The sequence below is a fragment of the Gemmatimonadota bacterium genome (genome assembly GCA_040388535.1).
In the GTDB taxonomy this organism is placed as follows: domain Bacteria; phylum Gemmatimonadota; class Gemmatimonadetes; order Gemmatimonadales; family GWC2-71-9; genus Palsa-1233.
Window position 1 is genome coordinate 46,801 of sequence record JAZKBR010000005.1, and the last position, 21,841, is coordinate 68,641.

The 21,841-nt window shown below is 64.7% G+C and carries 19 protein-coding genes, 2 tRNA genes and 1 rRNA gene; 19 read left to right on the forward strand and 3 right to left on the reverse strand.

Annotated features, from left to right (window positions below):
• The first annotated feature begins 120 nt into the window (after window positions 1–120).
• The 8 genes from V4558_12980 to V4558_13015 all read left to right on the forward strand — a co-directional run bounded on the left by V4558_12980 (window position 121) and on the right by V4558_13015 (window position 7,360).
• Window positions 121–603 carry a hypothetical protein gene (locus V4558_12980; protein ID MES2306421.1) on the forward strand — a complete coding sequence of 161 codons (483 nt, stop codon included), beginning with the start codon at window positions 121–123 and terminating at the stop codon, window positions 601–603.
• 78 nt (window positions 604–681) lie between these two features.
• Window positions 682–755 (forward strand) — tRNA-Pro (locus tag V4558_12985).
• A 121-nt stretch (window positions 756–876) separates the two neighbouring features.
• Window positions 877–2,082, forward strand: a complete 1,206-nt coding sequence (locus V4558_12990) for an SGNH/GDSL hydrolase family protein (GenBank protein ID MES2306422.1) — start codon at window positions 877–879, stop codon at window positions 2,080–2,082.
• Between the two features lie 86 nt (window positions 2,083–2,168).
• Entirely contained in the window at window positions 2,169–3,245 is a 1,077-nt protein-coding gene (locus V4558_12995; protein MES2306423.1) for an aldose epimerase family protein, read from the forward strand.
• A gap of 48 nt (window positions 3,246–3,293) precedes the next feature.
• Window positions 3,294–4,217: an SPFH domain-containing protein gene (locus V4558_13000; GenBank protein MES2306424.1), complete on the forward strand. Its 924-nt coding sequence runs from the start codon at window positions 3,294–3,296 to the stop codon at window positions 4,215–4,217.
• A gap of 137 nt (window positions 4,218–4,354) precedes the next feature.
• On the forward strand, window positions 4,355–6,538 hold the full coding sequence (locus V4558_13005; GenBank protein ID MES2306425.1) for a TonB-dependent receptor: 2,184 nt from the start codon (window positions 4,355–4,357) through the stop codon (window positions 6,536–6,538).
• Window positions 6,539–6,675: 137 nt separating this feature from the next.
• Complete coding sequence (mscL, locus tag V4558_13010) at window positions 6,676–7,098, forward strand: large conductance mechanosensitive channel protein MscL (protein MES2306426.1); 423 nt, start codon at window positions 6,676–6,678, stop codon at window positions 7,096–7,098.
• A gap of 94 nt (window positions 7,099–7,192) precedes the next feature.
• Complete coding sequence (locus V4558_13015; GenBank protein MES2306427.1) at window positions 7,193–7,360, forward strand: hypothetical protein; 168 nt, start codon at window positions 7,193–7,195, stop codon at window positions 7,358–7,360.
• Window positions 7,361–7,378: 18 nt separating this feature from the next.
• Here V4558_13015 and V4558_13020 read toward each other — a convergent pair whose 3' ends face one another.
• Window positions 7,379–7,534, reverse strand: coding sequence for a hypothetical protein (locus tag V4558_13020; GenBank protein ID MES2306428.1), 156 nt, complete (start codon window positions 7,532–7,534; stop codon window positions 7,379–7,381).
• 270 nt (window positions 7,535–7,804) lie between these two features.
• On the opposite strand from V4558_13020, the gene V4558_13025 reads away from it, so the two are divergent.
• The 3 genes from V4558_13025 to V4558_13035 all read left to right on the forward strand — a co-directional run bounded on the left by V4558_13025 (window position 7,805) and on the right by V4558_13035 (window position 9,617).
• Window positions 7,805–7,878 (forward strand) — tRNA-Arg (locus tag V4558_13025).
• Window positions 7,879–7,896: 18 nt separating this feature from the next.
• Window positions 7,897–8,280, forward strand: coding sequence for a TM2 domain-containing protein (locus tag V4558_13030; GenBank protein MES2306429.1), 384 nt, complete (start codon window positions 7,897–7,899; stop codon window positions 8,278–8,280).
• Window positions 8,277–9,617, forward strand: a complete 1,341-nt coding sequence (locus tag V4558_13035; protein MES2306430.1) for an MATE family efflux transporter — start codon at window positions 8,277–8,279, stop codon at window positions 9,615–9,617. The genes V4558_13030 and V4558_13035 overlap by 4 nt, the downstream gene beginning before the upstream one ends.
• Before the next feature lie 5 nt (window positions 9,618–9,622).
• On the opposite strand, the gene V4558_13040 is transcribed toward V4558_13035, so the two are convergent.
• The gene (locus V4558_13040; GenBank protein ID MES2306431.1) at window positions 9,623–10,654 is read right to left on the reverse strand and encodes a YpdA family putative bacillithiol disulfide reductase; all 1,032 of its coding nucleotides are present in this window, start codon (window positions 10,652–10,654) and stop codon (window positions 9,623–9,625) included.
• A gap of 197 nt (window positions 10,655–10,851) precedes the next feature.
• Here V4558_13040 and V4558_13045 point away from each other — a divergent pair, with 197 nt between their 5' ends.
• From V4558_13045 to apaG, 7 genes are all read left to right on the forward strand, one after another.
• Window positions 10,852–11,832: a hypothetical protein gene (locus V4558_13045; GenBank protein ID MES2306432.1), complete on the forward strand. Its 981-nt coding sequence runs from the start codon at window positions 10,852–10,854 to the stop codon at window positions 11,830–11,832.
• A complete protein-coding gene (locus tag V4558_13050; protein MES2306433.1) occupies window positions 11,833–13,818 on the forward strand; it encodes an acetoacetate--CoA ligase in 1,986 nt (661 codons plus the stop codon). It begins immediately after the preceding gene.
• Between the two features lie 55 nt (window positions 13,819–13,873).
• Window positions 13,874–14,815 (forward strand): phenylalanine 4-monooxygenase, encoded by a 942-nt coding sequence (locus V4558_13055; GenBank protein ID MES2306434.1) that lies wholly within the window; start codon window positions 13,874–13,876, stop codon window positions 14,813–14,815.
• A gap of 102 nt (window positions 14,816–14,917) precedes the next feature.
• Window positions 14,918–16,045: a 4-hydroxyphenylpyruvate dioxygenase gene (gene hppD / locus V4558_13060; protein ID MES2306435.1), complete on the forward strand. Its 1,128-nt coding sequence runs from the start codon at window positions 14,918–14,920 to the stop codon at window positions 16,043–16,045.
• Window positions 16,045–17,238: a cupin domain-containing protein gene (locus V4558_13065; protein MES2306436.1), complete on the forward strand. Its 1,194-nt coding sequence runs from the start codon at window positions 16,045–16,047 to the stop codon at window positions 17,236–17,238. Before hppD ends, V4558_13065 begins: the two co-directional genes overlap by 1 nt.
• 21 nt (window positions 17,239–17,259) lie before the next feature.
• Entirely contained in the window at window positions 17,260–19,284 is a 2,025-nt protein-coding gene (locus V4558_13070) for a hypothetical protein (protein ID MES2306437.1), read from the forward strand.
• A gap of 50 nt (window positions 19,285–19,334) precedes the next feature.
• The gene (apaG, locus tag V4558_13075) at window positions 19,335–19,700 is read left to right on the forward strand and encodes a Co2+/Mg2+ efflux protein ApaG (protein MES2306438.1); all 366 of its coding nucleotides are present in this window, start codon (window positions 19,335–19,337) and stop codon (window positions 19,698–19,700) included.
• A 54-nt stretch (window positions 19,701–19,754) separates the two neighbouring features.
• Here apaG and V4558_13080 read toward each other — a convergent pair whose 3' ends face one another.
• Window positions 19,755–21,380, reverse strand: coding sequence for a SulP family inorganic anion transporter (locus tag V4558_13080; GenBank protein MES2306439.1), 1,626 nt, complete (start codon window positions 21,378–21,380; stop codon window positions 19,755–19,757).
• 393 nt (window positions 21,381–21,773) lie between these two features.
• Between V4558_13080 and V4558_13085 the strand changes: the two genes are divergently transcribed.
• Window positions 21,774–21,841, forward strand: a 16S ribosomal RNA gene (locus V4558_13085); the annotation flags it as partial.

The following is a 21,841-nucleotide window of genomic DNA, read 5'->3' on the forward strand; positions in this document are numbered from 1 at the left end:
CTACCGCAATCCCGACACTGCCGCCTGGTTCAGGAACCGAATTGGCAACAAATGTGGGACTCCCTGACCGCACTGGGTATCTGGACACTTCCAGACCAAAGCAATCTGCCGCGTGAACCGATGCCGAACGACGGAAGGATCGGTCGGCTTACGATGGACGGAACGACGATGACGGTTGAAGTGCGCGATCGTGGTCGATACCGCTCCTATGAATATTCCAACCCGGACGCTCGTGCCGCACCACCGGAGCGCCTTGCCGCCGCAATCGAGGCGATCGACGGTCGGCTGGATATCGTCTACCGGCGTCCTGCGCACGAAATGCTGGTTCGAGGAAAACTGGAGTTCGTGAGAGGCGGAGTCTTCCTCACCCGCTGTGGCTCGGACACGCTAATGGAGGCACGAGGGTCGCTGGGTCGTTCGCTTGATTCGTTGCGCGCCAAGGCCTATCAAGATTCCACGATTGTCCGTGCCTTCCTGGTCCGGGTGCGTGGCATGCAACCGAACCTCGCACTGCCGGCCCGACGACGGCTCCGAGAATTTGCGCAGTTCAATGTCGATTCAGTGTTGAGTGCCGAAGGATGGGCTGAACGACGAGGCTGTTGAGGGTGGGGCCCGACGGGAGGATGTCTCCCTCCTGTCGCCCTCGCCATCCTGACCCGCCGCCGGTTAGATTGTCGTCCACGGGGCGTAGCGCAGTCCGGTAGCGCGTCCGCTTTGGGAGCGGAAGGCCCCGGGTTCAAATCCCGGCGCCCCGATTTACCTGTGGTACCGGCAGCTCCGAGGGGGCTGCCGCTGAGCGTGGGTCTCTCGGCCCCGCGATATCGGCAAATCAAGACCGTCAGCGTTTTCCGTCCCCCCCTGGATCAGGAAATTGCGATGTCGGCACCACCCGCCCGACCTGCGCGCCTTCGCCACCCCATATTCGCACTCGGCGCTCTCGCCACCTTCGCATTGGTGGTGGGGCTCGGTCTCGCCGAGGCGCTCGTCCGCGGATACCAGCGAATCTGGCCGAAGCGAGATCGTGCGTATATCCGCTATGAGGGGCCGACGCTGGCCCTTCCCGATACCCTGCTCGGTTGGCGACCACGCCCCGATGCCACCGTGACCCTCCGGTCGCCAGAATACCAATCAACGCTGCATACGAACAAGTTCGGTTTTCGCTGGACCGCCTGGGATTCGCTCGCCGCTTGTCGGGTTGTCGTGATCGGCGACTCGTTCGTGGCCGGGAATGCGGTAGACGCGGACTCACTGTTCTGGGCAGTGGCAGCACGAGAATCGCACTGCAGCGTCGTCGGACTGGGGGTTGAGGGATACTCGACGGATCAGGAACTTTTGCTGCTGCGCGAGTACCTGCCGATGCTGCGCCCGACCGCCGTGGTGCTCGCGTTCTATGACAATGACATCTGGAATAACCGCGAGGCGAGCTGGGAGGGCCACCGCAAGCCCCGATTCGAATTTCATAACGGCAACCTGACGCGGGTAGCAGGATCCGCTGCTCTCACGGAGCACCCCTCGCTGCTGACTCTCCACCAAGTGCCGCAGGAGAGTCAGCGAAACAGCAAGCGAGGGTGGCTGGCACGTCATTCCAGGTTGTCCCAGCTGATAGCGAGCGTCGTCAGCCCCGCGCGTCTCGATGTCGCCAGCGCGATGCTGGTGGCGCCATTGCGCGACGAGATGCGGGTCTACCACACGCCCTTCGATCCGGACATCGCGGAAGCGTGGGTGGTGACCGAGGCCCTGATCCGGGAGATGGCGCGGGATGCTGCCGCGGCGGGAGCGCACCGATTCCTGCTCCTTCACGCGCCGTTGCGGGAGACAGTCACACCGGTTCAATGGCAGGCGGCCGCTGAATTCTGGCGAATGGGACCGGACTGGACGCCCCGCTCCGTGCAGGCCGAATTGCAACGGGTCTGCCTTGCGAACGCGATAGCCTGCCTCTTTCCGGCGGAGGAGTTACGTCGCCTGCAAGAGTCCGGCACGCCGGCATACTTCCTCGGCGATCCCCACTGGACGAATGCGGGTCACCGGGCCGTAGGGAGAGTGCTCGCTTCCGCGCTGAGGCCTTATCCTTCAGCGCAATGATCCCCACATCACGCCGGTGGCCACTCCTCTCCGCAGCCCTGCTGGCGGTGCTCGGGTGCAGTCGCGAGCTCCCCAAGGACCCTCCCATGCGAAAAGAGTCGCACTTCTCGCGCGCGCCGTTCGATACCATCCCCGGTGGTCGGGAAGTCGAGGTCTTCACGCTCGTCAATGATCTCGGCATGGAAGTCCGCGCGATGTCGTACGGCGCCACCATTCTTTCGATCAAGGTGCCCGATGCCCGTGGCACATTCGATGACGTGGTGCTCGGCTACGATTCGCTCGCAGGCTACCTCAAGGACTCGCCCTATTTCGGCGCCGCGGTCGGGCGCTTTGCCAACCGGATCGCGAAGGGGCGCTTCACACTAGACGGCAAGCAGTACACCCTCGCCGTCAACAACGGCCCCAATGCCCTGCACGGCGGACTGCGCGGCTTCGACAAGAAAATCTGGTCCGCCGATCGTGTCAGCAGCGACAGTGGCATCGGCATCGCATTCACATTGGTGAGCCCCGACGGCGACGAAGGGTACCCCGGCACGCTCACGGTGCGGGTGACCTACACGCTGATGCGAACTCGCAATGAACTGGTGATCGACTACGAAGGCGCCACCGACAAGCCGACGCCGGTCAACCTCACCAATCACAGCTATTTCAATCTCGCCGGGGCGGGGAAGGGTGATATCCTCGGTCATCAGCTCACCCTCGAGTCCGATAGCATCACCCCGGTGGACGCCACACTGATTCCCACCGGCGCCGTTACCAGCGTGACAGGGACACCCTTCGACTTCCGCACTGCCACCGCCATCGGCGCGCGCATTGACGCAGACGACGAACAGATCCGGCACGGCCACGGCTACGATCACAATTTCGTGATCCGGCGCAAGGCCCCCGGGCTGCAGCACGTCGCGCATGTGGTGGAGCCCGTCAGTGGGCGCACTCTGGATCTCTCGACCACGGAACCCGGCGTCCAGTTCTACACCGGCAACTTCCTCGATGGCTCCAACGTGGGGAAGGGCGGCACGCCGTACCCGCGGCGCGGCGCCTTCTGTCTCGAGACGCAGCACTATCCGGATTCACCGAATCACGCGAACTTTCCCTCGACGATCCTCCGCCCGGGCGACATCTACCGCTCCCGGACGGTCTACAGCTTCGGCATCGTGAAGTAGCACGACGCTCCCGTCGGGGAGCGGCAGGTCAACCACCACGGAGGTTCGATGGGTTCGATCATGCTGGGCGGTTTCCTGTTGCTCGCGGCGCTCGTGGTCCGCGCCTCCGGAGGGAGTCTTCGCAACGCCGGCGTCAAGGCATCCGGTGCGCTCTTCAACCTCGTGGCTCTTGGCCTCTTTGCCGTGGGCGTCGTGATCCTCTTCAGCTCGAGCTTTGTGGTCATCGACGCCGGCCAGGTCGGTGTGCGCCACGCCTTCGGCAAGGTCGACCCGATGCCGTTGCAGAGCGGAGTCCGCTTCGTCTCGCCCTGGTCTTCGGTCGAGCGCTACAGCACGCGCGAGGAGCAGTGGCCCAGCGAGCGCACCGGCGCCGAGTCGATGGACGCGCTCTCGAATGAACAGATGAGCATGAAGATCGACGCCGCCGTTCGCTGGCAGATCGATCCGATGCAGGCGCCGAAGATCTTCCTCGAGCTCGGCAACGAAGATCAGATCCGGAATGTGGTGGTGAACGCCATTCGCAAGGGCGTCCGCGACGGCATGGTGCAGTTTTCCATCAACGACATCTCGAAGCGCAATGCCATCGCCAGCGCGATGGAGTTCCAGGTCGACAGTGCCCTCCTCACCCGGCCGCGCGCCGGCGGCGAGCCGTTCCGGATCGCCAAGATCACGGCCTTCTACCTCCGCAATCTTGAGCCGCCGGCGCAGGTCGTGGCCGCGATCAACAACAAGATTGCCGCCGACCAGCAGATCGAGACCGAGAAGCACAAGGTCGAGGTCGCCCGATTGCAGTCGGATCAGCAGCGCTTCCTGAATCAGACCCTGACGCCTGAAGCCCTGATGAAGCAATACCTCGAAGTGCTTCACGATATGCGGACGTCGAACAATCTCGTGGTGCTGGTGCCGACCGAGGGCGGTGTCCCGCTCCTCGATATCGGCACGCTCAGGAAGAATCTCAACAAGCCGCAGTAGTGTTGCGCGGGAGCGTAGCACTACGGTAGCCGCGCTCCCGAACACTCCCGATACCGCAACACACCTGCCCGAGGAAACTTTCCTGCACGATCCGGACGCTCCGGACCGTGCATCGAAAGCCTCACTTGGGAGAAGGTATGCGAACGCGGATGTTGGGACTGTTACTCGGAATCTGCTGCACACCGGCACGTCACCTTGCTGCACAAACCGACTCGACGCGCCATCGCGCCGATACCACACTCAAGCTCACTCGCCTGGCACCCATCACCGTGAGCGCGACCCGCCTCGAGACTCCCGTCTTCCGCGTCGCGACGCCAGTGCTCGTTGTTGATTCCTCGGTCATCCGGCGCGAGTCGCCCAACGGCATCGCCGACCTCTTCCGGAATCTCCCAGGGGTCGATGTCACGGGGGTGGGCCCCAACCAGGGGCGGCTTATCATCCGTGGCCAGCGCGGTCAGCGGATCCTGCTCGCGGAAGATGGCCTTCGACTCAACAACGCCCGGCGACAGCAGGACTTCGGCGAGCTTCCGTCGCTCACCGACGTCAATACCCTCTCGCGCGTGGAGATCGTTCGCGGCCCGGCATCGGTTCTCTACGGCACCGATGCCATCGGCGGGGTCGTCAACGAGATCACCTTCGACACGCCGGGCCGGGGTCGCCAAGGTCTCTCTGGCTCCGCCCTCTACCGGCATTCGTCCGCTGACGACCAGAACCTCGGGCATTTCCGGCTGAGTGGCCGCGAAGGTCGACTGGGCTTCGTTGCGTCGATGTCGCTTCGCGATGCGGACGACTATCTCGCACCTGCTGGTTCGTTCGGCAACTTGACGCTTGGCGCGACGCAGCGCGTCAATGACGCGGGGGTGCGCGACCAGAACTACGGCGCCAAGCTGAGTTACGACGTAGGCGAGCACGGCTCGGTGGCACTCAAGGTCACCCGATATGTGGCGCGTGACGCCGGGTTCGGTTACGTCAACCCGACCGCGCTTGGTGATACCTCCGGCGTGCTGGTGCGATTGCTCTACCCGAATCAGGTCGTGAACCGCGTGACGGCATCTTACCGGGCGACATCGCTGCCCTGGGGCATCGCCGACCGGCTGGCCATCGCGGCGGTGACCGGTGGTAACACTCGCGATTTCGATCAGCAGATCGACATCCCGTTTGGCGCGCCGCTGCCTCCCACTGCCGGGATGCAGATCCGAAGCCACAACTTCACCGACATCGATAACTACGGCGCCCGTCTCGAACTGACCAAGATCCTCGGCGGTCGGCACACCTTGGTGTACGGCGCCGACTGGTATCTCGATCATTCGGTGAACACCGATTCCAGTCAGACGACAACCACGGTGTTCGGTCCGCCCACGGTGAGGAACTCGAGCACTCCGTCGCTCCCGAACGCGAGCTACGCCACGGCCGGCGCCTTTGCGCAGACTGAACTCGGGCTGACTCCGCGACTGATGCTGTCGTTGGGCGCCCGCGCTCAGACCATCCACGCCTCAACCGCGGCGACGCCGGGTCTGCCGGCGAGTCGAGCCGGGGTGACGTCGTCGAACGGCACTGTTGTGGGAAACATCAGCGCCCGTTTCGCCGTGTCGTCGCGGCTGAACCTCGTCGGTACCGTCGGGCGAGGCTTTCGTGCGCCGAACCTGATCGAACGCTACTTCGACGGCGCCACTCCAGAAGGCAACGGCTACCAGGTTGCCTCGCCGGATCTCGCTCCGGAGACGAGCCTCGACACCGACCTGGGCTTCAAGTTCCGCTCGGGGCGCGTGTACGCCGAAGCGATCTGGTTTACCAACAGTATCCGCGACGGGATCCGGATCGTCCCGCTCGATTCCACCGTCGGTGCCTTCCCGGCCTTCCAGAACCAGAACGTCGCACGCCTGCGCGACCGTGGCGTCGAGGCGCTGGCCGAAGTGACGATCGGCCGGGGCTTCGCTCTGCTGGGGCACCTGACAACGCTCACCTCGAAGAACGTGGACCGCAGCAATCCGGTGGGCGACAGCTATGGCAGCAAGGTCGGTGGTGAGCTCTCGTGGCGTGAGGCGAGTGGCCGCGTGATGCTCGCCTACGAGATCCGGCATCAGGGCGTCCGCAAGGACATCGACCTGGGCACCAGTCCGGTGGGAGCGGAGCTTCCAGCATTCACCGTGCAAGCTGTACGGGCCTCGCTCCGGTTGCCGCGCGTGGGCAATGCGGTGCCCGAGCTCGACGTGAGTGTGAACAACCTCACCAATCGCCTCTATGCCGAGTCCTCTAACACCTCGTTCTTCCGGCCCGAGCCGCGACGGAGCCTCACCACGGCGCTGCGGCTGGACTTCTGATGCCGGCCTGAGCGAGTTGACCTCGGCGGCTTCGCAGAGGAAGTCGCCGCTAGCCCGGGGGAAGGCTTTCCGGTACTGTTGTGGATCCCCGCAGGCCGCCCGTTCCTCCAGATCCCGATCCCACCCGGAGCCGCGCCATGTCGATGGTCGACGAATTCAAGGAATTCGCCCTCAAGGGCAATGTGATGGATCTCGCCGTCGGTGTGATCATCGGCGGCGCGTTTGGAAAGATTGTCGATTCGGCAGTCAATGACTTGATCATGCCGGTAGTCGGGAAGGCCGTCGGCGGGCTCGACTTCGCCAACAATTTCATCACGCTTGGGGATGTCCCGGCCGGTACCGCAAATACCCTCGCCGGAATGAAAGCCGCCGGTGTCCCCGTCTTCGCGTGGGGGAACTTCCTCACCATCCTGATCAACTTCCTGATCCTGGCGTTCATCATCTTCCAGATGGTCAAGATGATGAACCGGATGAAGCGCGCCGCCCCGCCCGCTCCACCGGCCGCCACGCCCGAGGACATTCTGCTGCTGCGCGAGATCCGGGACGCGGTGCGCAAGTAGGCGGTGCGGTGCGGCTTCACCTTCCGGTATCGTCTCTTGGGGAGGTCCAGGGCAAGACACGCTCTGGCAGTCACCCACCTCAGGAGACCACCGGATGTCGTTCGGACTGTATCTCGTCGGAGTACTCGTGGTGCTCGCAGGTGTTGCCTGGGCACTCACGCTCGCTGGCGTTGCGACCAAGTACATCGTGATTGCGGGCCTCGTCATCGTCGGATTGGGAATCATCACGGGCGTATCGCGCACCCGGACCAAGGACGTCTGAGGCTCCGGCGGGCGCCGGCTAGGCGATGATGTCGATCGTAGCGGCTCCGGCGGGCTGGCGCTCCTCGGCGGCGATCGGCCTGCTGGCAATCGGGCCGACGCGCAGCGGTCGCAACTTCACCGGCATCGCCATCAGTCGGGACAGGGTTTCCTCGATGACGGCCAAGTCCCGCATCTGCTTCGGGGTAAGCACGACGGATGGGTCCGTTACGTCGACCGGTTGGGAAGGCGCCCTTCCCATACCCTGACCCGACCCCTGGACTACGGGCTGCGCCGAGGCGCCGACCGCCTCGACAGGAGGGGTGGTCGGAGAGACGCGGTGCTTCGCTGTCAGGCTGAACGAGCTGGACTCGATCCGCATGGGGGGATTATCGGCCGCCCCGGCAGGACCTTTAGTGGCCGCCCTTGTCACGGTTCCGATCCCCAAGTAGGGTACGGCGTTAGCGCGCCCGTAGCTCAGCTGGATAGAGCACCTGGCTTCTAACCAGGGGGTCGCAGGTTCGACTCCTGCCGGGCGCACTCCTCGAGTGGAGCACCATGAGCGACGATCTCTTTGCCTCTCCCAAATCCCGCCTGACGACCCAGCTCCTCGCCATTTTCCTGGGCGTATTCGGCGCGCATCGTTTCTACGTCGGGAAAACCCAGAGCGCGATTTTTCAGGCGCTGACCCTGGGAGGTTTCGGCCTCTGGTACGTCTACGACAACATCGTGATCGCGGCCGGGTCTTTCCGTGATGCCGAGGGGATGCTGGTAGCCAACTGGGAACCCGAGAGCGATCGCCTGGTCCCTCCCGGGACCGCAGCTGCCATCCTCGATGAACTCGACGCCCTCCGAGCGGAAGTGAGTGAGCTTCACGAACGGGTGGAGTTCACCGAACGCCTGCTCTCAAATCCGGACCAGCCTCGCAACGATCGCCAGTGAGCAACGGGGCGGGCACCCTCCGCTCGCTGCTCCGACTCTCGCTCCCGATTGTGGGTGTGAACGTTGGAATGGTGCTGATGGGCGCGGTCGACACGCTGATGGTGGGTCGCCTCTCGCCTGAGGCGCTCGCCGCGGTCGCCATCGGCAACGTCTACTTCTTTGCCCTGTCGATGTTCGGGATTGGCGTTCTCCTCGCCCTCGATCCTGTTCTGACGCAGGCACTCGGCGCGCGCGATCAGCACGCCGCCGCTCGGTCCGTGCAGCGCGCCCTCGTGGTCGCATTTCTCGTCGCGATTCCCATCGCCACCGCACTGTTGCTCGGGGCGCCGGCGTTCCGGTTCTTTCGCCAGCCGGCCGACATTGTTCCGCTCGCCGGCATCTACTGCGACATCATGGCCGTGAGCATCGTGCCATTCCTGCTCTTCAGCGTGGCGCGCCAGACGCTGCAGGCGCTTCACCGCGTCGGCCCTGTCGTCTGGACCATCATCGTCGCGAACCTGCTGAATCTCCTGTTCAACTGGTTGCTGATCTACGGCCACTTCGGGTTGCCCGCGATGGGTGTCGCGGGATCCGCGTGGGCCACCACATTGTCGCGCTGCGGCATGCTGCTGATGGTGTACCTGCTCGCATCACGAGATTTCAAGACAGTGTTGCGCCCGTGGCACCGCGATGCACTCGAACGGGCCCCACTGCTCGCGATGCTTCGGCGTGGTCTCCCCATCGGGCTGCAGATCGAACTCGAGATGCTGGCGTTCTCGGTGGTCGCGATGCTGATGGGAACCTTCGGGACGGTGCAGGTCGCCGGGCACCAGATCGCCCTCAACCTGGCCTCACTGACCTTCATGGTGCCGATGGGTGTCGGGATGGGCGCCACGGTACTGGTGGGCCAATCGGTCGGGCGCGATGACGTGGCGGGTGTCCGAGCCTCAGCCCGGAGCGCGATCCTGCTCGGTGGCGGCTTCATGGCGCTGATGGCGCTGGTCTTTCTCCTCCTGCCGCGCGCTCTCGCCTCGGTCTACACCAACAACGCACCGGTGATCGCCTTCGCTGCCATTCTGCTCCCGATCGCTGGCGTGTTCCAGGTGTTCGATGGCCTGCAAGTGGTCTGCATCGGAATCCTGCGCGGACTGGGCGACACCAGGGCACCGATGTTCATCAACCTGCTCGGCTTCGGCGTCATCGGGATCGGCGCCTCCCTCACGCTCGCCTACCGGACGCCACTCGGCGCCGTGGGGCTCTGGTGGGGACTGGTCATCGGCCTCGTGGTGGTCGCGGTCACCTTGATGCTGCGCGTCAGGGTCGCTCTTACGCGGCCGTTGCAACGAATCCACCACTGAAGCATCTACTCTCCCGTCGGGCGCGGTGACGCGGCGTAGCGTGCCTCTGCGTTGGCCTGCGCCGGGGCGTCGCCAAAGATCTTCTCGCCATCGAACCGGCCGTTCTCGATGAAGACCTCGGAGATCTGCCGGCCGGCACCGACGCTGCCGGCGAGGTAGACGCCCGGAATCGTGGTCTCGAGCGTCGCAGGATTCAGCGGCGTACGGCCGCTCTCGGCGTCGAGAGGCAAGCCGATGCGCTCGAGGAGTTCGAAGTCCGGGTGATACCCGGTGAGTGCGAAGACCCGATCGGCAGGCACCGCGATCGTATTGCCGTCGGCGCCACGAATCGTGACCTGCTCGGGCGATATCGCGGTGACGGCCGCGCCAAGATGGAGGGCGATCTCGCCCGCCTTGACGCGGTTTTCGAGATCGGGTCGCAGCCAGTACTTGAGGCTCGGCTTGAACTCGGCGCGGCGATAGACCACCGTGACGCGCGCGCCGACACGGAAGCACTGCAGCGCTGCCTCGACCGCCGAGTTCTTGCCGCCGATGATCACGACATCGAGACCGGCGAGCGTGTGGGGCTCGGCAAACCAGTGCGATACGTGGGGCAACGATTCACCCGGAACGCCGAGCAGGTTGGCGTGCTCGAAGTAGCCGGTCGCGAGCACGAGGCGATCGCAGGTGACCGTGGCTGTGCCGACCCGGGTCTGTAGCGTGCAGTGCAGCACGCCGTCGCGTCGTTCGGCGGTCAAGAGCCGGGTGTAGGTGCACACATCGAGAGCCTCAACCCGAGCGACACCGCGGTAGTACTTCAGGGCTTCTTCACGGGTGGCCTTGGCGCCGGTGCACACGAGAGGATGGTCGCCGATTTCGAGCCGTTCCGGTGTAGTGAAGAACGTCATCCCGATCGGATAGCGCACGATGGCATCGGCGATGGCACCGGCGTCAATCACCACGGTCGGGATCCCGCGACGCCGGGCGGAAATCGCGGCGGCAAGCCCGATCGGGCCGGCACCGACAATCAGGGCGTGGATGTGGCTGGGGAGTGGCATCTTTCCAATATGCCGGAACCAGCAACGCTTTGGGGGCCGGGGCCGTAAGGGAGTGGACGTCAGGTGGCAGCGATTCGGTCTTCCAACAGCACTGGGGCGGGGATGAGGAAGCTGCAGGATTGCGGCAAAGACAGGGTCTGGTTCGCCTCCGGGTGCCAGATGTCCCGCCACAGCCCTCCCCCCACTACTCTGTAGGCGTGCAGAGCATCATTTCCCTGGAGGAGCGCCCCGGAGAACCGGAGACGCGCAGCTGGACGCCGCTCATCGCGAGCGCCGTCCTGCACCTCACGCTCATCCTCTGGCTGCTCTTCCGACCAGCTCCGGCCGGCACCACCGAAAACAAGCCGTCCGAGGGTGCCCGGACCGCTCAGCCGATCGCGCTGCCCCGGCCTCAGGAGAGCCAGGCATCGCAGCCACCGCCTCCCCCGGCCCCGGCTCAGCCGCCCCCCCGTGAGACGCCCCTCGGTCCGGATTCCAAACACCCGGATGCCCTGGTTCCCAAAGAGGCCGGCCCGCCCAAGCCGATGACGGAACCGGAGCCAACCCCAGCGAAGTCGACCGAGGATGCGGCGCCGCCTGCCGAGAAGCCGCCTGAAACGGTCCCTGACCCCGCAGAACAACCTGTGCCGCAGGCCGCCAAGCGGATCCCCCGGGCCGGTGACTACGCCGCGACAAATCGGATGCTGCGCCCACCATCATCGCCATTCGGGCCACCGACGCGCACCCTGCTCGACTCTTCGAGCCAGGGCGCACCAGCCGCTGCCGCCGCGACCAGCGCCGCGGCTACGGCCGGCGCGATGGGGAAGGCCGGACTCTCCTCGCGTGACTCGCGCGATTGGCGACCGTCGTTCCCCGAAGCGCAGGGTCGCTGTGTCTCGATCCCTGACCTCGGCAAAAACGCCGACGGTACCCCCGTCCTCGCGACGGTGATCGGTCGCGTGCTCGATACCGATGGTCACTCGCCACTCGTTGGCGCACATCTCCAGATCGTCGGGACGGGATTCGCAACCTTCAGCGATGCCAACGGCGAGTACCGGCTCGAGTTCGACCCCAAGCTGCTCGAACAGTGCCGGGTGCAGTACGTGCGAGTCGTCGCCGATGGCTATGGTGGTCAGATGCTCACGCTCGCCATCGGGCAGCGCATCCGGAGCGATGACGTCGTCTTGAGGAAGCACTAGATGTCCACCCCGGCTTCGCTGCTCGGGCAATTCATCGAGCGGCAACGTGTGCGTGGTGTCGATTTACCATCGGCGACTGACGATGGCGCCTTTGCGGCGGTGCATCACTGGTCGGTGAGCAATCCAGCAGATTTCTGGGAGGCCGTTTGGCGCGACGCGGAGATCGTCGCCGATCTGCGCGCTGATGGCAGCAGTTGGGACACTGTCGTCCGCGGCCTCGACCGGATGGCTCCACCCGACCCGGAGCTCGGGCCGACCTGGTTCCCCGGGGCGCGACTGAACTATGCCGAAAACCTGCTGCGGCACGAGGGCGCGGATCCGGCGTTGATCGCCTGGGATGAGCGCGGCCGCATTGGCGAATTGTCGTGGGACGACCTGCGGCGCGAGGTTGCACGCACTGCTGCGGGCTTGCGCTCACTCGACGTACAACCCGGCGACCGGGTGGCCGGTTGGCTTCCCAACATCCCCGAGACCATCATCGCGATGCTCGCGACTGCCTCCCTCGGCGCGGTCTGGACATCATGTTCGCCCGACTTCGGTGTCGATGGAGTCGTCGATCGATTTGGCCAGACCGAACCCGTCGTGCTGATCTGTTGTGACGGCTACGGCTACGGCGGCAGGGTCCACGATTCGGTTGATCGCCTGCCGGCGCTGCTCGCCCGGCTGCCTTCGGTACGGCACGCTGTGGTGATTCCCTACCGCGGTGGTGCCCCGCTTCCCGCTGACCCGCGCGTACTGACGTGGGATGCGCTTCGCGCCGATGTCACGGCAACGCTTCGCTTTGCACGGATGCCGTTCGATCACCCGCTTGCCGTGCTCTACTCATCGGGCACGACCGGACTGCCCAAGTGCATGGTACACGGCGCCGGTGGAACGCTGCTGCAGCACCTGAAAGAGCATCGCCTGCACGGTGATCTGCGGGTAGGTGAGCGAATCTTCTACTTCACGACCTGTGGCTGGATGATGTGGAACTGGCTGGTTGGCGCCCTCGCCGCCGGCGCAACGCTGGTGCTCTATGATGGTGCTCCACTTCCCGCGAGCGATCCGGGGATCCTCTGGCAACTTGCAGCTGCCGAGCGGGTGAATGTCTTCGGCACCAGCGCGAAATATCTTGCGTTGGCCGAGAAGCACGCACTCGCGCCGGCGATGATGTTCGACCTCTCCTCACTTCGTTCGGTGCTGTCGACCGGGAGTCCGCTGTCTCCCGAGAGTTTCGATTGGGTCACCCGCTCGGTGGGCTCCACGATTCGGGTTGCGTCGATCTCCGGCGGCACCGATATCGTCTCCTGTTTCGTCCTCGGGAATCCGCTGCAGGCGATCCATCGCGGCGAGATCCAGGGCCCCGGCCTCGGCATGGCCGTCGCTGTGTTCGATGAGCTCGGCAACGAGTGTCCCGTGGGAGAAGCTGGCGAGCTGGTCTGCACCCGGCCCTTCCCCTCGATGCCGGTTCGCTTCTGGAATGATGCCGATGGGAGCCAGTATCGTGCGGCCTACTTCGCCACCTGGCCCGGTGTCTGGCGTCACGGCGACTGGATCACCCGGACGCCGTCCGGAGGATTCATTATCTCGGGCCGGAGTGACGCGACGCTCAATCCCGGCGGGGTTCGGATCGGGACCGCCGAGATCTACCGGCAGGTCGAGGCCATCCCCGAGATCCTCGAAAGTGTCGTGATCGGTCAGCGGATTCCCGGGGCCCTCGACGGTGATGTTCGCGTCGTGCTCTTTGTCCGGATGCGGCCGGGAGAACTGCTTACCCCGGGGCTCGAAGAGGCGATCCGGCGACAGGTACGCCTCGGAGCCTCGCCGCACCACGTCCCCCGGGTCATCCTCGAGGTCGCCGACATTCCGAGGACCCGGAGCGGCAAGCTGAGCGAACTCGCTGTGCGCGACACGGTGGAGGGCCGCCCCGTCAAGAACGTCGGCGCCCTCGCGAACCCCGAGGCACTCGACCACTTCCGGGGCCGACCGGAGCTGGGGTCGTGTTAGTTTTGGGGGTCTGTCCGCATCATGGCGGACTCCATCCCACCGGGGAGGGCAGGGGATGACGACGAGCACCTCAGCATCGCTCGACAGCGCACCGGGCCTGACCACGACCAAGGCGCCGTTCATCGAGCAGGCACAGGCGGAGGGCCGGCTCTACATCGAGCAGCCCTACGAGCTGTACTCGTCGGCCAATCATCTCGCCTGGTCGCGGCTCTACGCGCGCATGGCGGACCGCTGGGCACGCTACGCCAACCCGCGCTTTCTCGAGGGGCTGCAGAAGCTGCAGCTCGATCCCGACCGGGTGCCGCGGCTCGAGGACGTGAATCGCTTCATGTCGCCGCTCACCGGATTTCGAGCGAAGCCGGTGAGTGGCTATGTGCCCGCGTACATGTTCTTCGATTGCCTCCGCCAGCGGGAGTTTCCAACCACCATCACCATCCGCGACGGCGAGGTCCTCGACTACCTCCCCGAGCCGGACATCTTCCACGACATCGCCGGCCACGTGCCGATGCACACGGACAAGGCGTTTGCCGACACCCTGGTGCTTTTTGGGGAGTGTGCGCGGAAGGCGGCCGAGCGCGCGGCAGACACCAGCGACCCGCATCGCCGGATCGAACGGCTCACCAGCGTGATCAAGGCGATGGCGCGTTTCTTCTGGTTCACGATCGAATTCGGGCTGATGAAGGGAAGCCGCCCGGGGGAACTGAAGGCCTACGGCAGCGGACTGCTCTCGAGCTACGGCGAACTCGAGCACTGCATCGAATCGCCCGACGTGCAGCGCTACCCGTTCCAGCTCGAGTGGGTCGTCAACCAGTACTTCGAGATCGACAAATACCAGCCGCTGCTCTTCGTCGTCGACGGATTCGATCACCTCTTCGCCGAAGTCAGCCGGCTCGCCGAGTGGATGGACGCCGGTAAGCTCGACAATGTGAGTCCCGGCGAGCCGGCAATCGGTGAGGCCGATCTGGCCTCCTTCCTCAACGCGGCCGGCCTCGGGTGAACGCGCGGGATGCGCGCCCTGGACACCGCCGCACCGACCCGGGTTGGAACGGTCGCCCCGCCACCGTGTCCACCCATCCTTGACTGCCTGCTGGAGATTCCGATGACTTCGACGCTGACATCCACGGCCCCGGCCGAGACGCACGACGCCTTCCCGATCAATGGTACTGACTACATCGAGTTCTGGGTCGGTAACGCCAAGCAATCGATGCTGTATTACTGCTATGCCTTCGGCTATGAGCTGATCGGCTATCGCGGCCCCGAAACCGGCGTGCGCGACCGCGCCTCCTACCTCCTCAAGCAGGACAAGATCCGTCTTGTCCTCACCACACCGCTCGGCCCCGAAGGCGAGATTGCCGCGCACATCCAGCTCCACGGCGATGGTGTTCGCGACATGGCCTTCTGGGTCGACGATGCCCGCGCGGCCTACGCGGTTGCGATGGAGCGAGGGGCGGTCTCGGCCGGCGAACCGCGGGTCGAGAAGGACAAGGATGGCGAGGTCATCATCGCCGCGATCCGGACCTACGGCGACACGATTCACTCCATTGTCGAGCGGCGCAACTATCACGGGCTCTTCCTGCCGGGGTTCGTGCCGATGCAGTCGGCGCACGCCGCCAGGTCCACCGGGCTGAAGTACGTCGACCATTGCGTCGGCAATGTCGAACTCGGCAAGATGAATACCTGGGTCTCGTTCTATGAACGGGTGCTCGGTTTCACCAATATCCTCACCTTCGACGACAAGCAGATCACCACCGAATACTCGGCCCTGATGTCCAAGGTGATGTCGAACGGCAATGGTCGGATCAAGTTCCCGATCAACGAGCCCGCGAGCGGGAAGAAGAAGTCCCAGATCGAGGAGTACCTCGACTTCTATCGCGGGCCCGGCGTGCAGCACGTTGCCATCGCGACCGACGACATCATCAAGACCGTCACCGACCTCAAGTCGCGCGGCGTGGAATTCCTCCGGGTCCCGGCCACCTACTACGAGACCGTGCTCGATCGCGTCGGCAAGATCGATGAGGATATCGCCCCGCTGGCCGAGCTCGGCATCCTCGTCGACCGCGACGATGAAGGGTACCTGCTGCAGATCTTCACCAAGCCGGTGCAGGATCGTCCCACGCTCTTCTATGAGATCATTCAGCGCAAGGGCGCCAAGAGCTTCGGCGCGGGCAACTTCAAGGCACTGTTCGAAGCCATCGAGCGGGAACAGGAACTCCGGGGCAATCTCTGATGCCGATCTATCATCTGCAGGGTTCGGTTCCGCGCAAGCGCCACACCGTCTTCCGGCGCCCCGATGGCGGGCTCTATGCCGAAGAACTGATGGGGCACGAGGGGTTCATCGGGACTTCGTCGCTGCTCTACCACACCCATCCGCCCACCACGGTGCTGGCGGCCCGCAGGCTCAAGAACGTGAAGTGGGAAGCCGACACCGAAACGTCGCTGCGGCACCGGCACTTCCGCACCGCGCGCGCCCCGAAGGGTGGATCGCCGACGATGGATCGGGTGCCGCTGCTCTTCAATTCCGACATCGGGATGCTGTATGTGGAGCCCGATGCCAATGACTCGCATTTCTATCGCAACTCGCAAGCCGACGAAGTCGTGTACGTCGCCGAAGGGAGCGGTGTCCTTGAGTCGGTCTTCGGCGACCTGCCGGTGATGCCCGGCGACTATATCGTGATTCACCGGAACATCACCCATCGCTGGGTCTTCGATTTCACGAAGGGTCCGGCCAAGCTGCTGGTGATGGAGAGCCGCGGACACGTGCGCTGGCCGACGCGCTACCGCAACAACTTCGGACAGCTGCTCGAAGGGGCGCCGTATTCGGAGCGCGATATCCGTCGCCCGACCGAGTTGCGCACCCACGACGAGAAGGGCGAGTTCCCGATTCTCGTGAAGCAGTACGATGCGATCAACGAACTCGTGCTCGATCACCATCCATGCGACGTGGTCGGGTGGGACGGCTACTTCTATCCCTGGGCCTTCTCGATTCACGATTTCGAGCCGATTGTCGGACGCATTCACCAGCCACCTCCCGTCCACCAGACCTTCCAGGGTGACGGCTTCGTGATCTGTTCGTTCTGTCCGCGGCCGTACGACTTCGATCCCAACGCGATCCCGGCACCATACAACCACAGCAACGTCGACTCGGACGAGGTGCTCTTCTATGCCTCGAGCGAATTCATGAGTCGCAAGGGAATCGAGTACGGCTCGATCACGCATCATCCGGACGGCCTGCCCCACGGGCCACACCCGGGTCGGACCGAGGCGAGCATCGGCGCGAAGTACACCAACGAGCTTGCGGTCATGATGGATTCCTTCAAGCCGCTGCACGTCGCGAAGGCCGTCGAGTCGTTCGAGGACGCGACGTATCATCGGTCGTGGATCGACCAGCAGCACGAGCAGTTCTCTCCGCCCACCAGCTGACAATTCCCGGAGCGAGAATCGATGGCCATTCCCCTGATGCTGCTGGCGATGATGCAGGTGCCGGCCCAGACTCCACCGGCAGCCGGGCTCGCCGAATCCCCGGTGAGCCGGGTCGAGTTCAACGCCGGCCGGATCGTGACGATGACCGCTGGCGACACGCTGCGCCTCATCGCGCGGGCCATCGATGGCAAGGGGGGCGTGGTGCCCAACGCGACCGTGCGTTACGCCCAGCAAGGGGTTGGTCGCTTCGAGGGACGTGTCGATTCGGTGGGGCTGGTGCGGTCAGGTTCGACCGGCTCGTTCCCGGTCTCCGTCATCGTTCAGGTTCCCGGCGCGAAGCCGTTCGTCGATAAGGTCGAAATTCACATGGTGCCCGGCGCCGCGGCGCGCATCGAGATTGCGCCTGGCATCGACCGGCTCGTGACGGGGCAGCGGATTCGCTACACCGCCGCCGTCTTCTCGCGCAGCAACGATTCCCGCCCCGACGACAAGGTCACCTGGCGCTCCGGCTCACCGGCCACCATCGCCGTACGCAGTGATGGTTACGTAACCGCCCGCGCCGCAGGAAAGGCCGATCTCATCGCGACGGTGAACGGCGTCGAGCAGCGCCTCGCACTCACGGTGCTGCCAGCGGCGATCGCTTCGCTCGAAGTGCTGCCAGGAATGACCGACGCGAAGCAGGGCGACGTCATTCGCTTCAAGGTGGTTGCAAAGGATGCCGCCGGTCGGACGCTCACCGGACTCACGCCGGCGTGGAGTTTCGCACCCGGGCAGGGGCGGATCGATCCCGACGGCGCCTTCGTGGGTTACGAACCCGGCGCCTACACGGTGACCGCGTCGTTCGGCACCCGCACGGCGGATGCATCGGTGACACTGAGCCCACGCGACGTGCGCCGACCGGCCACCGTTGTCGGGCGGCTGCCGCGCACGCAGTTCTCCACCGAAGAAGTCTGGGTTCACCCCAATGGCAAAGTCGCCTACCTCGGCACTGGCGGCGGTGGCGACCGGATGTACACCATCGACGTGAGTGATCCGTCGAAGCCGGTCATCACCGATTCGATCGTCACCAACACGCGCCGCGTCAACGACATCATGACGACGGCCGATGGCAAGACGATGGTCTTTACTCGCGAGGGGGCCTCCGATCGCAAGAACGGCATCGTCATCGCGACGCTGGAAGATCCGCTGCACCCGAAAAAGGTCGCGGAGTTCACCACCGGCGTGGAAGGCGGTGTCCACTCGGCGTTCATCTACTCGCAGCCGAAGTACGGGACGCACGTCTATCTCACCAACGATGGTACCGGTGCGATGCACGTGATCGACCTCGCCGATCCGGCGCACCCGAAGGAGGTGGCGCAGTGGCGCACCGATCGCCCGGATGCGGGACGCTCGTTGCACGATCTCGACATCCAGGACGGACTCGCCTACCTGTCGTACTGGAACGACGGGCTGGTCATTCTCGACGTGGGCAACGGCGTGAAGGGTGGGTCGCCGTCGAACCCGGTGCTGGTGTCACAGCTCAAGTACGATCTCAACGCGCTCTACCGCGAAGTCGAAGCGACCGGCGGGCCGGGCTTCATTCGCGGTACTCATACCGCGTGGAAGCACAATAACTACGTCTTCATCGCTGATGAGGTCTTCCCGGCGAGTGGCACCAAGGGCGCCAAGGATGCGTCGGCTGGTCGCGCCTATGGCCGCCTGCAGGTCGTCGACATCAGCGACCTGGCCCATCCGAAGATCGTGGCGTTCTACGAGCCGGAGTACGGCGGCGTGCACAACGTCTGGGTCGCCGGCGACACGCTGTACATGGGGGCGTACAACGCCGGCTTCCGGGCCTTCGATATCTCGGGAGAATTGCGCGGTGACCTGCGGGCGCAGCAGCGCGAGATGGTGCATGTCCATACCGGCGACATGGAAGGGAACACCAAGAACGACCCGATGACCTGGGGCGTGGTGGTCAAGAACGGACTCGCCTACGTCAACGACAATCACAACGGCCTCTGGATCGTGCGGATCGAGCCGCGTCGTCGCGACCTCACGCCCTAGCACCCGTGCCGAACGCGCCGCACCAGCTCTTCTACCGGATCACGGAGGGGATGCGCATCACGGCGCGTCCCCGCTTCGTGCCGGAACAGTCTCGTCCCGCGGTGCGGCATTTCGTGTTCACCTATCGTATCCGGCTTGAGAACACCAGTGAGCGTCCGGCCCGGCTGCTCGCCAGGCACTGGTATATCCACGATGAAGCGGGTGAAGAGAGCGAGGTCGAAGGAGAGGGCGTCGTTGGCGAACAGCCGCTGCTACCGCCTGGCGGGACGTACGAGTACGACTCGTTTTGTGTGCTCAAGTCAGCGAAGGGATGGATGGAAGGGTATTACCGCTTCGTGCGACCTGACGGAACGTCGTTCGATGCGCAGATTCCGCGCTTCCTCCTCGACGCCGACGCGAAGAGTCACCTGCGATAAGGTCCGTCGACCTGTAGCCGTCGACCTGTAGCCGTCGAGCTTGCTCGACGGTCCTTAAGGTTCCAACGCCTCCCGCGTCCGCGACACCGCGCGTTCCACGCTGAGCGCGCGCTCCAATCCTTCTCGACGTAACGCCTGCGCTGTCTCCGCCACGCGCGTGATGAAGATCACGCGCGAGCCGCGCTGTGCGCTTCGCCGGGCAAAGTCAGCGAGAATCCGGGTCGTGGTCACATCGAGCCCGGAGGCGGCCTGCAGATCGATGAGGAGCACCCTTGCCGGATCCGGGAGGATGTCGAGGATACGTCGCAACTCCTCGGCACCACCGAAGAAGAGCGGGCCGCGGACTTCGAGGAGTCGCACCCCCTTCGGGAGCCACGCGCGTCGCAGCAGCGCCTGGCCGTCGTCATCGTCCGCTTCCTCGCCGGTGACCACCTGCGTGGCCTTGGTCATTCGCTGGACGAAGAGCAGCGCAGCGAGTGCCATTCCGAGCCCGATCCCCACAGTGAGATCGGCGAGTACGGTAAAGGCAAAGGTGGTGAGCAGTACGGCGGCATCGTGACGCGCGCCGCGGGCGAGCGTTGTGAATGAATGCACTTCGGCCATGTGCCAGGCGACGACAAGGAGGATCCCCGCCAGCGTGGCCATCGGGATTTTGGCCGCCAGCGGGCCCGCGACCAGCAGAATCACGAGCAGAGTGAGCGCATGGACCAGACCGGCGATCGGGGTCGTTCCGCCGCTGCGGACGTTGGTCGCGGTCCGGGCGATCGCGCCGGTCGCTGGGATTCCCCCGAAAAGCGGCGACGCGATGTTCGCGAGGCCCTGAGCTACCAGCTCGGTGTTGGCCCGGTGACGACCCCCGGTCATCGCATCGGCGACCACGGCCGAGAGCAGTGATTCGATGGCGCCGAGCAGCGCGATGGTGCAGGCGGGGCCAACCAGGCTTGAGAGCTGGCCAAGCGAGACGCTCGGGATATGCGGCCAGGGGAGCCCTCGCGGGAGCTCGCCGAAGCGGGTGCCGATGGTGGCGACCGGGATCTGGAGGAGGGTGACCGCGAGGGTCGTCACCACGAGGGCCACGAAGGGCGATGGGATCCGGGTCTTGAGCCGGGGCCAGAGGGCCAGGATCAGCAGGGTGGCTGCGGTGACCCCGACCGACCAGGGGTCGATGTTGCTGGCGTGGGTAAAGAGGGCCTCGCTCTTGGCGAGAAAGGCGGCCGGCAGGTGGGGGATTCCGAGGCCGAGGGCATCGTTGACCTGCCCTGCGGCGATGATGAGGGCGATCCCGCTGGTGAATCCGGTGGTGACCGGGAGGGGGATGTAGCGGATCAGGGCGCCGGCTCGAATGATCCCGGCGACCACGAGGATGACGCCTGCCATCAGGGTCGCGATCAGGAGGCCATCGATGCCGTGGCTCTCGACGATGCCCGCCACGATGACCACGAAGGCGCCGGTGGGGCCACCGATCTGGACTCGGGAGCCGCCGAACGCCGCGATGATCGCCCCACCGATGATGGCGGTAATCAGTCCCTGGCGCGGCGTGACCCCCGAAGCGATCCCGAATGCAATGGCAAGCGGGAGGGCAACGACCCCGACGATGACGCCGGCGATGATGTCGTCGCGAAGCTGGGGTCGAGTGATGTTGCGGATCGCGTCGGGAAGTTGCGGTCGGAAGCGTTCCATGGCAGGAAATTAGTGATCCAGCGGTGATGGTGAATTGCGTTCGGAATAAGGGGTTGCGCGATGGGAAGTGCCCGTCTATGTTAGCCGTCCCTCAACGGACGGGGGTCGCAAAAGATCGCGAGGGCTCGGCGGTGAACCTCTACCGCAGCAAGATGTTACGAGGCCTTGACGAAGCGACTCTGACCCAGTACTATTGGGGGCTGGCGACGAAACGGGTCGCCGAACGATTTTGAAGGTGTTCTTTGACAAGTGAAGTCAGGGGAGAAGTCGGACGAGTGCGGTCTCTTTGATGTGGTGCCGGTTCTGCGGCATCGCGGAGAGAACAAACTACAGAACGACCAATCCGGACAACTGAGTAATATCCAGTTGTTCGCTCGAGTCTATATCGAAATCTCATTGGAGAGTTTGATCCTGGCTCAGGACGAACGCTGGCGGCGTGCCTAACACATGCAAGTCGAACG

Bases quoted from the DNA above. Each gene is read 5' to 3' on its own strand.
- V4558_13020 (MES2306428.1), bottom strand. From the start codon at position 7,534: ATGCGGGACTTGGCCGTCATCGAGGAAACCCTGTCCCGACTGATGGCG.
- V4558_13055 (MES2306434.1), top strand. From the start codon at position 13,874: ATGACGACGAGCACCTCAGCATCGCTCGACAGCGCACCGGGCCTGACC.
- apaG (MES2306438.1), top strand. From the start codon at position 19,335: ATGCGCATCACGGCGCGTCCCCGCTTCGTGCCGGAACAGTCTCGTCCC.
- hppD (MES2306435.1), top strand. From the start codon at position 14,918: ATGACTTCGACGCTGACATCCACGGCCCCGGCCGAGACGCACGACGCC.
- V4558_13070 (MES2306437.1), top strand. From the start codon at position 17,260: ATGGCCATTCCCCTGATGCTGCTGGCGATGATGCAGGTGCCGGCCCAG.
- V4558_13065 (MES2306436.1), top strand. From the start codon at position 16,045: ATGCCGATCTATCATCTGCAGGGTTCGGTTCCGCGCAAGCGCCACACC.
- V4558_13030 (MES2306429.1), top strand. From the start codon at position 7,897: ATGAGCGACGATCTCTTTGCCTCTCCCAAATCCCGCCTGACGACCCAG.
- V4558_12990 (MES2306422.1), top strand. From the start codon at position 877: ATGTCGGCACCACCCGCCCGACCTGCGCGCCTTCGCCACCCCATATTC.
- V4558_13005 (MES2306425.1), top strand. From the start codon at position 4,355: ATGCGAACGCGGATGTTGGGACTGTTACTCGGAATCTGCTGCACACCG.
- V4558_13040 (MES2306431.1), bottom strand. From the start codon at position 10,654: ATGCCACTCCCCAGCCACATCCACGCCCTGATTGTCGGTGCCGGCCCG.
- mscL (MES2306426.1), top strand. From the start codon at position 6,676: ATGTCGATGGTCGACGAATTCAAGGAATTCGCCCTCAAGGGCAATGTG.
- V4558_13080 (MES2306439.1), bottom strand. From the start codon at position 21,380: ATGGAACGCTTCCGACCGCAACTTCCCGACGCGATCCGCAACATCACT.
- V4558_13050 (MES2306433.1), top strand. From the start codon at position 11,833: ATGTCCACCCCGGCTTCGCTGCTCGGGCAATTCATCGAGCGGCAACGT.
- V4558_12995 (MES2306423.1), top strand. From the start codon at position 2,169: ATGCGAAAAGAGTCGCACTTCTCGCGCGCGCCGTTCGATACCATCCCC.
- V4558_13015 (MES2306427.1), top strand. From the start codon at position 7,193: ATGTCGTTCGGACTGTATCTCGTCGGAGTACTCGTGGTGCTCGCAGGT.
- V4558_12980 (MES2306421.1), top strand. From the start codon at position 121: ATGCCGAACGACGGAAGGATCGGTCGGCTTACGATGGACGGAACGACG.
- V4558_13000 (MES2306424.1), top strand. From the start codon at position 3,294: ATGGGTTCGATCATGCTGGGCGGTTTCCTGTTGCTCGCGGCGCTCGTG.